Genomic DNA, 15,161 nt, shown 5'->3' with positions numbered 1-15,161 from the left:
GCGCGCGCCGGTGCGGCGGCGTCGGTGCCCTCTCGGGGCGTGTCGGTGGGGCTCATTGCTGGCGCTCCCTGAAGCGGTAGGTGGCGCGCAGGTGCGCCGTGATGTTCTTCTTGACGGCCTCGCGGTCGGCCCGCAGCCGCGCGTCGGTGCGGGAGGCGGCGTAGTCGTTCTCCCGCAGCAGCCGGTGGTAGCTGTCCAGGCGGCGCTCCGGCAACGTGCCGGCCTCGACGGCGGCCAGGACGGCGCAGCCCGGCTCGCTCTCGTGGGCGCAGTCGCTGAACCGGCAGTCCTGCGCCAGTTCCTGGATGTCGGCGAACGTCTGCTCCAGGCCGCTCTGGGCATCGTGCAGGCCGATCGAGCGCAGACCCGGGGTGTCCAGCAGGACGCCGCCGCCGGGCAGCGGCAGCAGTTCCCTCCAGGCGGTGGTGTGCCGGCCCTTGCCGTCTGTAGCGCGTACGGCGCCGGTGGCCAGCAGGGGCTCGCCCAACAGGGCGTTGCCCAGCGTGGACTTGCCCGCCCCGGACGGGCCGAGCAGCACGACCGTGCCGGTCAGGACGGCCGTCAGGACGTCCAGGCCCTCCCCGGTCACGGCGCTGGTGACCAGCACGTCCACACCGGGCGCCACCTCCGACACCTCGGCTTGGGCCGAGGCCGCGTCGGCGCGCTCGTCGGCCTTGGTGAGCACGATGACGGGCTGCGCCCCGCTCTCCCAGGCCAGCGCGAGCATCCGCTCGGTGCGGTCGTGGTTGAGCGGGGCGGCCAAGGACACGGTCACCACGACCGTGTCGACGTTGGCGGCCAGGACCTGCCCGTGCGAGGTGCGCGAGGCGGTGGACCGCACCAGGGCGGTGCGCCGCTCCAGAACCTCGTGCAGCACCGCCGCATGGTCGTCGGTCGGCGGACGCAGCGCCGCCCAGTCACCGGTGCAGGGTGCCGCGAGCGGATCGCCCTGCTGGGCGGCCGGGATCTCCGCACGGACGGCCCCCGTGTCGGTGACCGTCTCGCACAGACCGCGTTCGGCCCGCACGATCCGGGCCGGGATCAGCCCGGCGGCGTGATGGGGTGCGAAGGCGTGCTCGTAGGCATCGTCCCAGCCGTAGCGCGCCAGAGGGCGCGGCCGGGTGGAGAAAGAATGTTGAGACAACGTGAGAACCCTTGAACAAGGGCCCCGATCAGCACGGAGTGCAGCCTCCCGGAAGCCGGCACGGCTTCGACGGGATCGTGAACGTCAGGTCAGACCAGGGCCCGGGACGTGAGGATGGTCCAGCGGGCGCTGCACACGGCAGCGGCCTTCGCGGCGCTCATCAACTCACCTCCCATTTCCGTAGCCGACCGGTTGTCTCTGCAAGCGCGACACTAGCACACGGCAGGACGTTTGCGATCTTCGTCTCCCGGGCCCGACGAGGGGACCAGGCCGGAGACATGATGTCAGCCGGGTGGACCGGGCGCTGCGACTCCCAGGGCGGCCGCCACGTCCAGCGTCCTGCGCGGGGTCGCGCAACGCTTGGCCAGCGCGGTCTGGTCGAGCCGTCCGCTGCGGGCCTGGAACAGCACCGGCGCGGCCGGATGCCGACGCATCTCGTCCGCGGCCAGCTCTCCGGCGATCCGATGCGCCGCATCGACCAGAACGGGGACCAGCGCCCGCAGCGCCGCCGCCCACTCCTCGACCGCCCGCAGCCATTCCCGCGTTGCCTCATCGGCTGTGCCGGAGAACCGCGCGACCTTCTCTTCAAGCTCCGCCCAGGTGAAGTCGCGCCACGGCCTGGTCTTCAGGACGGGCAACTGCCATGCGCGCTTGGCGATCGACCAGTGGTCGGCGCGGGCCGCCACCGAGTGGACCGTGAAGCCCGGGACGCACAGCGCGGTCAGGTTCCAGCCGTGGCAGGCGCCGGTGTCGAGCCCGAAGACCCTCCCGTCGCGGACCAGCGGCTCCCGGCCGGTGACGTGGTGACCGAACACGACCGGCTTGGCGTCGGTGTAGCGGTCGTGCCAGTGGCCGTCCGGGAACAGTGCGGCGAGCTCCCGTTCGCCGCTGGTCGTACCGCAGAGGATCTCGTCCTTCTGGTCGCTCAGCGGGACACCGGGGACGAGCGCCGCATGCACGACCCGCACGTCCTCGCTCTCGAAGAAGTACGGAAGCGTCCGCATCCACTCGACCGTCCGGGCGTACTCGTCGCCCAGCTGCAGGCGCGTGATCTCCTGTGCGTAGGAGAAGACGCCGCGCACGTGCTTGCGCTCGTGGTTGCCCATGACCACGACCGAGTTCGGACGCTCGCGGAAGAACCGGACGACCTTCCCGGGAGCCGGCCCCCGGTCGACCAGATCGCCCACGCTGACGAGGAGGTCGTCCGGGCGCAGGCCGACCTTCTCCAGCAGTTCGAGAAGCTCGTCGAAGCAGCCGTGAACGTCGCCGACGATGACCGTGCGTCCCACCCGGCGGAGCCTAGGCAGGCGCACATTTCACGCGCAAAGCAATATCTAGCCTTGTGGCACGATCTCCTGGACGGCCCAGCCGTTGCCGTCCGGGTCCTGGAAGTAGACGAACCGGCCCCAGGGGAACTCCTGCACCTTGCTCACCTCGACACCCCGCCCGGCAAGCTCCGCATGGGCGGCGTCGGCGTCCTTGACGACCAGTTGCAGCCCCTGCACCGAGCCCGGCGCCGTCTCGACGATCCCCTTGCCGATGGCGATCGAACACGCCGACCCCGGCGGCGTCAGCTGAACGAACCGGATCTCGTCGCTGACCCGGTGGTCGTGGTCCAGGTTGAACCCGGCCTTCTCGGTATAGAACGCCTTGGCGCGGTCGACGTCCGAGACGGGCACCGCGACCAGCTCAAGCTTGAAGTCCATACCACCTTCCTACCGCGCCCCTCAGACATTCACTCCGTGTAGAGCCTCCGAGCGCAGAGCCCCTCTTCGACGGTGTCGATGCTCCGGACGTTCTCGGGGTCGAAGCGCAGCACCCGCTGCTCGTTCCCCTTCAACTCGACCGTGCCCGGACCGGTGAACCGCGCGGATTCGATCCAGTCGCCGCCGGAATCGGGGTTGAAGCAACCGAGGTAGGCGCGCCTGCTGAACGGGCCGTTCCTCGACTGCACGTACCACCCCTGCACCGGGTCGATGATGTTGCTGGTCTCATGCAGGACCAACTCGAACCGCCCATCGCCGGACGTGGCCACGATCCGCACGTCCTTGTCCTCGTCAGCCCAGGCCCAGCTCAGGATGCTCGCAGCCATGAAGAGCAGCGCCGCCGGACACAGGACGCACGCCGCGAGCACCGCCCCCCGCCGCGGCAGACCGCCTACCGCGGCCGCGAGCTGTATGCACGTCACGCCGAGCGTGCCGAGCCCGGCGGTCAGAAGGAGCGCCCACCACAGCGACCGGTCCCCGAGCCAGATCCAGCGGGACGGATTCGCTGCCGCCGCCACGCCCACGGCAAGCAGCACCCCGCCGACGACGACCGGCCACACCCATCGCTTCTTCACCTCAAGTACACACCGCCAGATCGTCCATCGCGGGCTGTCAGCCCAATCCGACGATCACGGCTCGAGAAAGGTTCGCGCCCTCACTCTCGTCCAGGACGGCACACCGCCTGCCTCCCGAACGCGAATGACGGACCGGGAGTAGTGCAGGCTCAGGAATCCCAGGTCGGGCGGCTGAACCGATCAATGAATATAGTGCGCGGCCGTTCTGTGCATTTCATTGGAGGACGGCTGTTTGGGGATCAAGAATGCCGGACACTCTAAGTAGCGAGTTCGGTTCTCATGGTGAGATGCCGCAGGTGATAGGCGGTGTGCGCCCGCCGCTCGGCGGTCACCGTTTCACATCATGGAGCAGCCCCCATGCCTGCCAAGATCTCCCCGGTCGATCTCCTCCGCCGGCACGCGCGGATATCCGGCCACGCCGCACCCGTCTCATCCCTCCATCCCGTCCGGTCCGCCGAAGCGGCATTGGTGGCCTATGTCGCCAATAGCGGGAGCGACACGGTGTCGCTGATCGACACCGTCACCAATGTGGTGGCCGACGCCATCACCGTGGGGCGCTACCCGTGCTTCGTGGCGGCCGCTCCGGACGGCGGCAGCGTATACGTCACCAACAACGGGGATAACACGGTGTCGGTGATCGACACTGCCGCCAGTGCCGTGACCATGACCGTTCCCGTCGGTGACGAGCCGTTCGGGGTGGCGGTCTCCCCGGACGGCGGCAGTGTCTACGTCGTCAACGGCGGGGATGCCACGGTGTCGGTGATCGATACCGCGACCAATACCGTGACCGCCACCATCGCCGGCACCGAGGGCCCGTATGGGGTGGCCGTCACGCCGGACGGGGGCAGCGTCTATGTCGCCAACCTCTACGCGGATACGGTCTCGGTGATCGACACCGCCGCGAACACCGTGACCACGACCGTTCCCGTCGGCGTCGACCCGGAAGGCGTGGCGGTTACCCCGGACGGCGGCAGCGTCTATGTCGTCAACGGCGGGGATGGCACGGTGTCGGTGATCGATACCGCCACCAATACGGTGACCGACACCATCACCGTGGGGAGCTACCCCAGTTTCGTGGCGGTCACCTCAGACGGCGGCAAGGCCTACGTCACCAACTATGGAGAGGGCACGGTGTCGGTGATCGACACCGCTGCCCATACCGTGACCGCCACCGTTCCCGTCGGTGGCACCCCGTACGGAGTGGTGGTGACCTCTGACGGCGGGAGTGTCTACGTCACCAACGACCAGGAGAGCACGGTGTCGGTGATCGATACCGCCACCGACACGGTGACCTTCACCATTCCCGGTGTCGGCCCTTACCCGTGGGGCATCGCGATCGGGGCGGGGGCCACCTCGGCGGTGACGGTCACCGCTGAGCCCAATCCGGCTCAGGTCGAGCGCCCCGTCACTCTGAAGGCCACGGTCACCTGCCCCGAGGGCATTCCAACCGGCGCGGTCGAGTTCCGTGACGGCGCCGCCGTTGTCGGCTCGGCCTACCTGATCCACGGCACCGCCACCCTCCTTCACAGCTTCGAGGCCGGCGCCCACGCCATCACCGCCCTCTACAGCGGCGACGACAACTGCCCGGCCGCCGAGTCCCCTCCGACCACCCTCACCGTCAACAAAGGCACCTCGACCACCGTGGCCTCGGCACAGCCCCGCGTGACACCGCCGAACCGACGCGTGGCCCTCCTCGCTCGCGTCCTGTGCGACGGAATCCTCCCCACCGGCACCATCGAGTTCCTCGACGACACCACCACCCTGGGAACCATCCCCCTGACCGCAGGCTTCGCCTCCCTGGTCACCACCTTCACCACCACCGGCACCCACACCATCACCGCCCACTACAGCGGCGACCAGCACTGCGAGGCCTCCACCTCACCCCCCGTCACCGTCACCGTCCGCTGACCCCCGCCAACGGGTCGGCGGCACCATGCGGACGCCCGCCAGAGGGCCCACCCCGGAACGCCGTGTCCGGGCGGTCGTTCTGATCAATAAATGTGCCGGCAGCCGTTCTGCGCATTTCGCTGGAGTTGGCTGTTTTTGGAGATCAAGAATGCCGGACACTTTAAGTGGTGAGTCGATTTCTCAAGGTGAGCTGTCGCAGATCAGACGCGACATTCGCTCGTCGCTCAACGATCTCTCTTTCCGAACTCGGAGCAATCCCCATGCCCGTCGATATCTCCCCGGCCGACCTCCTCCTCAGGCGCGCGCGGATATCCGGCCGCGCAGCTCGCGCCTCGACTTTCCGGGCCGCCCTGTCCGCCGACACCCCCACCATGACGGTGGCCTACGTCGCTGATCTGGAGGGCGGCGCGGTGTCGGTGATCGACACCGTCACCAACGCGGTGGCCGCCACGATCACCGTCGGCAGCCACCCGTACGGGGTGGCGGTCACCCCGAACGGCGGCGGCGTCTACGTCACCAACGCCGGGGACGACACGGTGTCGGTGATCGATACCGCGACGAACACCGTGGCCGCCACCGTTCCCGTCGGCAGCGCCCCTTACGGGGTGGTGGTCACCCCGGACGGTGGCAGCGTCTACATCGTCAACAACGGGGACAACACCGTGTCGGTGATCGACGCGGCCGCGAACACCGTGACGGCCAGAGTCGCCGTGGGCGGCGGTCCGCTCGGTGTGGCGGTCTCCCCGGACGGTGGCGGCGTCTACGTCGTCAACAACGCGGACGGCACGGTGTCGGTGATCGATACCGCGACGAACACCGTGACCGCCACCATTCCCGTCGGCGGCGCCCCTTACGGGATCGCGGTCACTCCGGATGGCGGCACCGCCTATGTCACCAACGGCGAGGACGCCACGGTCTCGGTGCTCGACACCGCCACGAACATCGTGACCTCCACCATTCCCGTTGGGAACTACCCGTACGGCGTGGCCGTCTCTCCAGAGGGAGGCGTCGCCTACGTCACCAACCGCAACGACGACACGGTGTCAGTGATCGACACCGCCTCCAACACCGTCACCACCACCATCACCGTCGGGAATGCTCCGGTCGGCGTGGCGGTCACCCCGGACGGACGCACCGCCTACGTCACCAACCACTACGAGGACACGGTGTCGGTGATCGACACCGCGACCTACACCGTGACCCTCACCATCCCCGGCGTCGGCCCCTACCCGTACGGCATCGCGATCAGCGAGGGCGCCACCTCGGCGGTCACGGTCACCGCCGAGCCCAACCCGACCCAGGTCCATCACCTGGTCACCCTGACCGCCACGGTCACCTGCAGCGGAGGCACGCCCACAGGCACGGTCGAGTTCCGCGACGGCGCCACCGTCCTGGGCTCCGCCGACCTGGACGAAGGCACCGCCACCCTCGGCTGGAGGTTCGAGGCCGGTACCCACACCATCACCGCCGTCTACAGCGGGGACGACGGCTGCCCGGCTGCGGAGTCCAGCCCGATCGCCCTCACCGTCAACAAGGGCGCCTCGACCACCGTGGCCTCGGCATTGCCCCGCGTGACGCTGCGCTACCTGCGGATCACCCTCCTCGCCCGCGTCCTCTGCGGCGAGGGCCTCCTCCCCACGGGCACGGTCGAGTTCCGTGACGGCGCCACCAGCCTGGGAACCGTCCCCGTGCTCGCCGGCGTGGCCTTGCTGGTCACCGGCTTCCGCACCACCGGCCGCCACACCATCACCGCCGTCTACAGCGGCGACCGCCATTGCGAGGCCTCCACGTCGCCCCCTGTCACCGTCCTCGTCCTCTGAGCCCACCGACCGCGGGCGCCTGGTATTCGATCCACTCGGACTGACCGGGCGCCCCGCCGTTGAACACGCTCACTCGTCGGGGACCAGGCACAGGGTGACCGGCCCCTTCTTCGCGGGCAGCACCAGCGTCTTCGTGAAGCTGGAGCAGGACGTCTCCTCGTCGTAGTGGTAGACGACCCGGTAGTTCTCCGCCCACGGCATGCTCAGCCAGCAGGGGTGCTTCCGCCAGGTTCCCCGCTTGCCGGTCTCCGAGCTCTTGGCGTGGACGCAGTCGTCCGCTTCGGCGCGCTCCGCGGGCTGGGCGTACGCCGACATGGCGACCAGGAAAGCCGCGGGGATCGTCGCGCAGATCCCGATCGCGAGCACCTTTCGGTTGATGCGGGGGCGTGACCAGCGGCTCGCGATCTCGTCCAGGTGCCGCCTCTGGGAGGGGGCGCGTTCGGTGGGCTGCCCGCCCGGGTCCTGCGGAGTTTCCATCAGCTCCAGGGCCTCGGCGGCGCTGGGACGGGTCGCGGGGTCCTTGTCGAGCAGCCGGACGATCAGCCGCGTGAGCCTCCCGGCCTGCGTCGGCGGCGGGGGATCGTCGCGCAGCAGCGCCGTGACGGTTTCGGCCGGGGTGCCGCGGCGGAACGGCGACACGCCTTCCACGCACCGGTAGAGGGTGACGCCCAGGGAGAACAGGTCCCCGGCCGTGCCGTTGTTCTTGCCGCGCAGCCGCTCGGGCGCGAGGTACTCCATCGAGCCGATGACCGCGCCGGACGCCGTCATCGCCGTGTCCGTCTGGTGGACCGCGATGCCGAAGTCGGCGAGCAGTACCTCCCCGGCCTCGGTGAGCATCACGTTCGCCGGTTTGATGTCGCGATGGACGACCCCGGCCTTGTGCGCCGCGTCCAGCGCCCTCAAGAGCGCCATGGCGATCTTCGCGGCCTCCTCGGCGGGGATGCGCCGCCGCTCCTTGAGCCGATCCGCCAGGGAACTGCCGTCGACGAGGCGCATGACGATCCACGGGACGCCGTCCTCGATCACCACGTCGTGCACGGGGACTATGCCGGGATGGTCCCGCAACCGGGCCGCGTTGCGGGCCTCGCGTTTGGCCCGGATCAGGAACTCGTCGCGTTCCGCGTCGGACGCGGTCGGCGGCAGCCGCACCTCCTTGACCGCGACGTCCACGCCGAGGGTCTCGTCATGGGCCTTCCACACCCGCCCGAACCCGCCCGACCCCAGCACTTCGACGAGCCGGTAGCGCCCGCCGATCCGATCCAGGTGTGCCTCCCGGGTCACGCGCCCCTCCGGTATCCGGCGACGCCACGAAGAAGCCGATTATGTCCCACAAGATCACCCCGTGGCAGAGCAAGAAGGCTCGCGACGAGGCGCAGCCACCTGCCTTCGTCGTCCTCACCGGGGCCTTCGCGATCCCCGATGCGGAACCGCGGGCATACGACGTGGACGCCGGCGCGGAGGTCCCGGCAGCGCAGGAGGCAGGTCACGTGCGGTCGCGCACCGGTCGCTGGCGGGTCGAGTTCGGTGAGGGCGGCGCGGTCGGGTGGACCGGCGCGCGTGGGAGCGGCCGTCCTCTGGTGTCGGCGGTGCGACTCCGAGCGAGAAAGTCGGCACTCGTGTGGAACGTTCGGCGTCTCAGGCGCCTCCCTACCTCTGACGGACAGAGTTTTTGGGGAGGCATGCATGCGCTCATCTCGGCAAATGCCCTGGGTGGACGGCGTCGAGCACCGCTTCGTGGAAGCGCGCGGAATACGCTTCCATGTCGCCGGAGCGGGGGAGGGGCCGCCCTTGCTGTTCCTGCACGGCTTCCCGCAGCACTGGTACGCGTGGCGACATTTGATTCCTCGGCTCGCCGACCGCTACCGCCTGGTGATGCCCGACATGCGCGGGGCAGGCTGGTCGGACGCGCCCTACCGGGGGTACGGCACTCGGGACCGGGCCGCCGACATGCTCGCGGTCATGGACGCCCTCGGGCTCGACCGGGTCGGCCTGATCGGGCATGAGTGGGGCGCCTGGGCCGGCTTCAGGGCGTGTCTGGACGCGCCCGACCGGTTCACCCGGTTCCTGGCGCTCAACATCGTCCATCCCTGGCCCGACCAGCGCGCCACCCGCCGGAACGCCTGGCGCATGTGGTACACCGCCCTGTGGGAGTACCCCCTGCTGGGCGGCGCGATCTTGCGGCACTGGCCGGGGTTCACCCGGTACCACCTGCGCCGGGGCGTCACCGACCCTGCCTGCTGGCGCGCCGGCGAGCTGGAGGAGTTCGTGGCGTCGGTGCGTTCGCGGGCTCACGCCCATGCGGGACGCGCCCTGCATTGGCAGTACGTGCTGCGTGACATCCCCGCCCTCGCCACCGGCCGATTCCGCCGAGAGCGCCTCGCCGTTCCCACGACGGTCCTGCTCGGCGCGGGCGACTTCGCGTTCGTTCCGGAAATGCTGGCAGGCGGGGCCGATCATGCCGATGAACTGGACTTCAGAATCGTCCCCGGCGGGCACTACCTTGCTGACGAACGACCCGAACTGGTCGCCGCGACCATCGAGGAACTCTTCCCCGCGACGGAGACCACCGTTCAGAACAAGCCACTCGCGCGGAGCCGGGCCGACCGGGCGCCGGCTCCAGCCCGGGCGCGCATATGACCAGGTGGGAGCACGCTGCGTGACGGCCGATCCCGAGTACGTTGCCGCGCTGGTCCGGGGCGCCCAGCGCGGCGACAGCATGGCCATGCAGGCACTGCTCGATCTGCTGGCGCCCTACGTCGGCAGGCTCTGCGGGCCCATCGCCCTGGAGGACGGCCCGGATGCGGCGCAGGAGACGTTGATCGCCGTGTTCCGCGGGATCTCCCGCCTGCGCGAGCCCGCCGCTCTGTTCGGCTGGGTACGGGCCATCGCGATCCGTGAAGCCGTCCGGACCGCGCGCCGGGCCGGGCCGCCCGCAGAGCCGCTCGACCTCGACGCCGTGCCCCAGACGGGAGATCTGCAAGAGGCCACCGACGTCCGCGACCTCCTCGATCGGCTCTCACCCGAGCACCGCGCCGTTCTGGTCCTGCGCGATATCGAGGGCCTCGACGAGCGGACCGTGGGCAAGCTGCTCCAGATCTCCACGGGAACGGTGAAATCGCGTCTCCACCGAGCACGCAAGAGCTTCCGGAAGGCATGGCAAGGATGACCGAGCCCCGTTGGCCCGTGGCCGAACTCGACCCGGTACGGCACCTGCGCGTCATGGCCGCCTCCATCCCCGGCGCCGCCTACGCGGAGCTGGTGCTCGCCCGTTCCGTGAACGAGGTCTGGGCGGTCGCCGGTGACCTGGAGACCGAGTTCCCCATGCTGCTCGGCGACGTCCGCGCGATGTCCATCGCTCATGCCGACGGCGAGCACCTGGAAGCGATCGCCGTCGGAAGGTTGGGGCAGCGCGCCCGGTTCGATGTCGTTCTCCGCCCGGGATGGTGCTGGATGCAGAGCAGGTTCCTGCATGGGGGGATGGCCGCCGCGCCCGAGGGCGATGGCACCCGCGTCGCCTTCCTCGGGGCGCTCCGCATCCCCGGCGTGCGCCTGGCCGGCCCGATCGTCCGCAGGCTGCGCTTGGGCAACCGCGTCCTCCACCGCCTGGAGGCCCGCCTACAAGCCCGAGCAACCGACTAGCCAGGGGGCCGGGGTGCGATCCCGGCCGGTGGGGACGTGCCCGCCGCCCAGACCTCGCCCGCGACCGTCCCCGGCCATGCCCTGCCATCGCTCGATCACCTGCCGGCGCTCCTCCCGCATGCGGCCCCGTCCGGCCCACTCTCCCAGTTCCGATCACCACGGCACCCGAAATGAGTGATCATGGTCGGCTTCACCGCCCGGAGGGGATGCGATGCTGACGGACGACTACGGGATCCGCGTGCTCGACCTCGATCGCGCCGAGCGCCGCGTCCGGGTGCGGGTGTTCGTCGTCCGGTACGACATCGAGCGGCGCAGCCACCCGCCGGTCCCTTCCGAGGCCGCCTTCTTCGTGCGGCTGCTCTGGGAGACGGCGGCGGACGGCGACCCGATCCGCGAGGAGATCTCCGCGGCCCGGATCCGGGACGACGCCTGGCTCGAACAGAACAGCCGGTGGTTCGTGGAGCGGGTCGAAGGGCGCGACGGGCACAAGGGGCAGCTGGACGGCGGCGACTACGGTCTTCTCGACGGCGGCTACCACTACCAGCGGGGCGACGGCTGGACGGGCGAGTTCCGGTTCGCGCAGGGCGACTTCGACATTGGGGTCCCCGACCCTCGCTGGCTGCACCATCTGGAGCCTGGCCTGGTGCTGGGGAGCGCCTCGCGGGACGCGGCGACCGAGCACCTGCGTCCCGAGGACGTCCCGCACCTGCCGGACCTGCGGTCTCCCGTCGCGACGCTCACCCCGTTCCCGGAGGAACCCGGCGAGTACGACGAGCTGGAAGACCCCGCCGTCCTCGACCGGCTGGTGTTCTCCGACGATTCGCGGTACCTGGCCGTCACCAGCGAAGACGGCGACCTGGTGGTGTACGAGACCGACGGCTGGACGGAGCGCACCCGCGTCCACCCCGGGCGCGACGGCCTGGACAACCTCATCTGGATACCGGGGGAGAACGTCATCGTGCTCACCGATGCCTACGGGATCCACGACGCGGAACCGTGGGCATACGACGTGGACGCCGGCACGGAAGTTCCGGCACCGGAGGAAGCCGGTCACGTGCGGTCGCGCACCGGCCGCTACCGGGTCGAGTTCGGCGAGGACGGCACGGTCGACTTCGTCACCGCTCCCCGGACGCCCGACCGCACGGTGCCCATCTGCCCTGACGACGAGTCGCTGCTGTCCGCCGATGCCGTTGCCTTCGACGCGGCCGAGAGCCGGATGTTCGTCTGCCGGGGCCCCAATGTCTACGTCCTGGACCCCGCGACCGGCCGCGCCCTGTACACCATCACCGCCGGGGTGCGACGTCTCGGATCGGTGGCGGCCAGCCCGGACGGCGCCTACATCGCCACCGCACCGCACACCTCACCCGGCATGGCGCCGTGGACAGCTCGTCCCGAGATCGAAGGACGGGAGGCCGGGGACGAACCGTCGATCTGGCGCGTAGCCGACGGCCGCCCGCTCCTGCACTGCAGACTCGGCCTGAACATCGGAGCCCTGGCATGGTCCCCTGACGGCCGATGGCTGGCCGCCAATACGGACGGCCCCCTCCACCCAAGCGACCCCGTCCAGACCTACGTGTTCCGCGTCCCGGGCCGAGGATGAGTCCCCTTGCCGACGACGCCCGCCCACGCGATCATCCGCTGGGATCCAGCAGCTTCAGCCAGCCGGTGGTTTTCGTTTCCTTGGAGGTGAAGCGCACTCGTTCGTAGCTCGCCGCGTCGACGAGGCCGGCTGAACGAATCACCGATTCGTAGACGAACTCCGAAGTGATGAAGCCGAGGGCCGCTCCGGTTCTGGCCATCGCTTCTCTGAAGGGAGGGGCGTCCAGCAACCGGGCGGCATGGATGATGGCCGAGCCGGTCACGCCCAGTCGGTCGCTCCTGACGGGCCCGACGTTCAGGGCCGCGCGCACTTGGAAGCCGGTCCGGCTCGACCGGCGGTTGTGCCGGCGCAAGCCCGCGGTGAATCGAGGGATGATCGCTTCGATCACCGTGTGCGGCGGCACGTGCGGCGGGATGACGACGAGCATGCCGTCGCCCCGATCCTCGTGGGGGCAGCCCTCCCAGGGGACGTCGGAGTCGTCGAACGCCCCGCGCAGCAGGTCGTACATCGCCCCCCGGATCGCCACCAGGTCCGCATCGCTTCGCGGCGCGGCGGAGAACCCGACGACATCGGTGAACAGGATCGAGCACATCTGCCCGGTGAACCGCTGCGGGATCGGGCGAGGCGGTTCAGGCGGGGACGGAGCGAACCGCGACCAGGTGGACGAGGCGGGGGAGGCGCCGGTCCGACCGCTCTCGGCAATCCGGTCGTACATCTGCCGTTCGAGCACGGCGACAACACGAGGTTGGTCGGACAGGAACTCAACGAACCGCTGGGTGCCCAGGCGCAGGCAGTGGACCTCGCTGAAGGCGAGGGCGGTGGCCGCACGGCGCCGGAGCATCAGTGCGTCCCGCTCACCGATCACGTCGCCCGGCCCGCGGAACGCGATGATCCTTTCCTGGCCGTCCCGTTCGGCGGAGACTCTCACTCGCCCGGCCTGGATGATCAGCAGGTGGTCGGCGACGTCGTTCTCCCGGAACAGCGCCTGCCCCGTCAGGAAGGTCACCTCGGTGGCCGAATCCCGGAGCATCCGCCGCTCACGAGTCGTGAGCGAGTGCCAGAACGAGGTCGGGGGCGCCACCGATTCGGGGACGGGCCCAGCGGACGAGGCGTGGTCGCCGGGCTGGACCCGCTGGAGCTGCAACCGCTCCCACGTGTTCATCCATTCGGCGATGTCGGCCGGCTCGACCTCGCAGGCCCGCAGGAACGCGTCCAGGACCGCCTTCTTGGGCATCCGGTTCCCGTTGAGGAGTTCGGCGATCGTCGACCTCCGCAACGGATGCGGGAAATCCCGGGTGACCGCCTCTAGCTGCCGTAGCGAAGGACTACCTGCGCGGGTGTGCACCACCTTCAGCGCGGCGACCAACTCGGGGAGGCTCGTCATCGACGCCAGACCGAGGCCCGTGGGTCCTGCCGTCTTGCGGGTCGACGGCAAGTGGTCGCTTTCCTGTATCCGGATCAGCGCCGCCGACTCGGAGGATTCCCGGTCACGAGCCGCCCTGCTCATCATCAGCGGGCCTCTCCGTCACGGGGCGCGTCCTCCTCGACAACGGCCGGGGCGAGCCGGATGCGCCGCCACGCGGTCAGCCACCGCTGCACTTCGGTCGGATCTCCTCCGCACCCCTGCACACACCCGCGCAGGTACTCGAAATCCAGATCCGGCTGGCTCGGCCCGTACAACAGCTTTGCGGCGGTGGAATGGCTGAACGCGCCTTCGGACGCTCTGGCCACGGTACGAGTGGACGGGCTGCCGTTCCAGCGCCAGTAGATCCGCAGCAGTTCGTGCAGTTCGGGCATGGTGCGCGCGGTCAGCGGGTCGGGTTTGAGGGCATGGCCGGGCAGGTCAGCCACCGGCGGAGGCCGGCGTCGGCCTCGATCAGGTGATAGCGCCATTGCGATCAGGTGTGCGATCCGGCGAGGAACGCGGTCACCTGGCCGTAGCCGCTGATCAAAGTGATCTGGACCGCCTCGGCCAGGGCCACCTGCTGGCCCATGACGATGTACAGCACCGCGGCGGTCGACGGCAGCAGCGACAGAACGGCGAGCAGCTTCGGCCCGCCCTCTATCGAGAGGGAGATCTTCACGTGTGTGCGCCTTCCGGTCGTGGGATTCGACACTCTGACCCGCCGAGTGAGCCCTTCACACGCGTTATCAGCCCCGGAGAAGGCCTGCCAGCCGACTCCCGCGCCCGCGCCCTTCAAGCGCACCCGCACCTTCATAATCCCCTGCACCGGCCTATCTGGAAAGGCCGGAAGACGACCTTCGACACAGATGGACGGCCCTATACAGCAACCATTCGAGCATTTATTCGAAATTTGATGGCGCCTTTATGGGGCCTCGGGCGGTGTCCGGGACTGTCCCGGCCCGTCCGAACCCCCTGGCCAGACACTGAGTGCACCCGCATGCTGGACCCCAGGAGACGGGCTTCGCGGCTGTCTCCGCCCCGCAACCGATCGGCATGGGATTCGACACGCGACCGGGGAGAGGGCCGAGCGGCTGCCACCGACTCGGGCCCGCACCGAGGCCCCGCCCGGCTCAGCCCGGCGGGGCCTCGCGCACGGCTCGGGGGTCAGACATCCCTGGAGGTTGGATGTCAAGCGGCGAGGTCGTGGTTGTGGTGTGACCAGGCGGTTGCCCGGTCGTAGGGGGTGTGGGTTTTGAGGCAGCCGTGCAGGATGCCGACCAGACGGTTGCCGACCTGGCGCAGGG

The 15,161-nt window shown here is 69.7% G+C and carries 14 protein-coding genes; 6 read left to right on the top strand and 8 right to left on the bottom strand.

The features are described from left to right. Positions 1 to 52: 52 nt before the first annotated feature. The 4 genes from rsgA to AB0C21_RS28405 form a co-directional block, all read right to left on the bottom strand. On the bottom strand, positions 53 to 1,144 hold the full coding sequence (rsgA, locus tag AB0C21_RS28420) for a ribosome small subunit-dependent GTPase A (protein WP_500208307.1): 1,092 nt from the start codon (positions 1,142 to 1,144) through the stop codon (positions 53 to 55). A gap of 284 nt (positions 1,145 to 1,428) precedes the next feature. Further along, positions 1,429 to 2,433 carry a metallophosphoesterase family protein gene (locus AB0C21_RS28415; protein ID WP_500208305.1) on the bottom strand — a complete coding sequence of 335 codons (1,005 nt, stop codon included), beginning with the start codon at positions 2,431 to 2,433 and terminating at the stop codon, positions 1,429 to 1,431. Between the two features lie 45 nt (positions 2,434 to 2,478). Beyond that, positions 2,479 to 2,850 (bottom strand): glyoxalase superfamily protein, encoded by a 372-nt coding sequence (locus AB0C21_RS28410; RefSeq protein WP_149260780.1) that lies wholly within the window; start codon positions 2,848 to 2,850, stop codon positions 2,479 to 2,481. Between the two features lie 29 nt (positions 2,851 to 2,879). Further along, positions 2,880 to 3,485 carry a hypothetical protein gene (locus AB0C21_RS28405; protein WP_500208304.1) on the bottom strand — a complete coding sequence of 202 codons (606 nt, stop codon included), beginning with the start codon at positions 3,483 to 3,485 and terminating at the stop codon, positions 2,880 to 2,882. 357 nt (positions 3,486 to 3,842) lie between these two features. Here AB0C21_RS28405 and AB0C21_RS28400 point away from each other — a divergent pair, with 357 nt between their 5' ends. Together AB0C21_RS28400 and AB0C21_RS28395 are read left to right on the top strand one after the other, a co-directional pair. Then, a complete protein-coding gene (locus AB0C21_RS28400; protein WP_500208303.1) occupies positions 3,843 to 5,393 on the top strand; it encodes an Ig-like domain repeat protein in 1,551 nt (516 codons plus the stop codon). 260 nt (positions 5,394 to 5,653) lie between these two features. After that, entirely contained in the window at positions 5,654 to 7,213 is a 1,560-nt protein-coding gene (locus AB0C21_RS28395) for an Ig-like domain repeat protein (RefSeq protein WP_500208301.1), read from the top strand. Between the two features lie 69 nt (positions 7,214 to 7,282). Here the strand turns inward: AB0C21_RS28395 and AB0C21_RS28390 are convergent, their stop codons facing one another. Beyond that, entirely contained in the window at positions 7,283 to 8,494 is a 1,212-nt protein-coding gene (locus AB0C21_RS28390) for a serine/threonine-protein kinase (protein ID WP_500208300.1), read from the bottom strand. 420 nt (positions 8,495 to 8,914) lie between these two features. Here AB0C21_RS28390 and AB0C21_RS28385 point away from each other — a divergent pair, with 420 nt between their 5' ends. From AB0C21_RS28385 to AB0C21_RS28370, 4 genes are all read left to right on the top strand, one after another. Then, a complete protein-coding gene (locus tag AB0C21_RS28385) occupies positions 8,915 to 9,850 on the top strand; it encodes an alpha/beta fold hydrolase (protein WP_500208298.1) in 936 nt (311 codons plus the stop codon). Positions 9,851 to 9,869: 19 nt separating this feature from the next. Beyond that, entirely contained in the window at positions 9,870 to 10,379 is a 510-nt protein-coding gene (locus AB0C21_RS28380; protein ID WP_500208297.1) for an RNA polymerase sigma factor, read from the top strand. Continuing rightward, on the top strand, positions 10,376 to 10,852 hold the full coding sequence (locus AB0C21_RS28375) for a hypothetical protein (RefSeq protein ID WP_500208295.1): 477 nt from the start codon (positions 10,376 to 10,378) through the stop codon (positions 10,850 to 10,852). The genes AB0C21_RS28380 and AB0C21_RS28375 overlap by 4 nt, the downstream gene beginning before the upstream one ends. A 211-nt stretch (positions 10,853 to 11,063) precedes the next feature. Further along, on the top strand, positions 11,064 to 12,452 hold the full coding sequence (locus AB0C21_RS28370) for a WD40 repeat domain-containing protein (RefSeq protein WP_500208294.1): 1,389 nt from the start codon (positions 11,064 to 11,066) through the stop codon (positions 12,450 to 12,452). Between the two features lie 31 nt (positions 12,453 to 12,483). On the opposite strand, the gene AB0C21_RS28365 is transcribed toward AB0C21_RS28370, so the two are convergent. From AB0C21_RS28365 to AB0C21_RS28355, 3 genes are all read right to left on the bottom strand, one after another. Beyond that, the gene (locus AB0C21_RS28365; protein WP_500208293.1) at positions 12,484 to 13,728 is read right to left on the bottom strand and encodes a cyclic nucleotide-binding domain-containing protein; all 1,245 of its coding nucleotides are present in this window, start codon (positions 13,726 to 13,728) and stop codon (positions 12,484 to 12,486) included. A gap of 233 nt (positions 13,729 to 13,961) precedes the next feature. Continuing rightward, entirely contained in the window at positions 13,962 to 14,303 is a 342-nt protein-coding gene (locus AB0C21_RS28360; protein ID WP_500208292.1) for a hypothetical protein, read from the bottom strand. A 47-nt stretch (positions 14,304 to 14,350) separates the two neighbouring features. Continuing rightward, positions 14,351 to 14,536 (bottom strand): hypothetical protein, encoded by a 186-nt coding sequence (locus AB0C21_RS28355; protein WP_500208291.1) that lies wholly within the window; start codon positions 14,534 to 14,536, stop codon positions 14,351 to 14,353. Between the last annotated feature and the right edge of the window lie 625 nt (positions 14,537 to 15,161).

The sequence above is a fragment of the Spirillospora sp. NPDC049024 genome (genome assembly GCF_040649235.1).
GTDB lineage: Bacteria > Actinomycetota > Actinomycetes > Streptosporangiales > Streptosporangiaceae > Spirillospora.
Note: the sequence above shows the minus strand (reverse complement) of the source record. Positions and strands in the feature narration are given on the sequence as shown.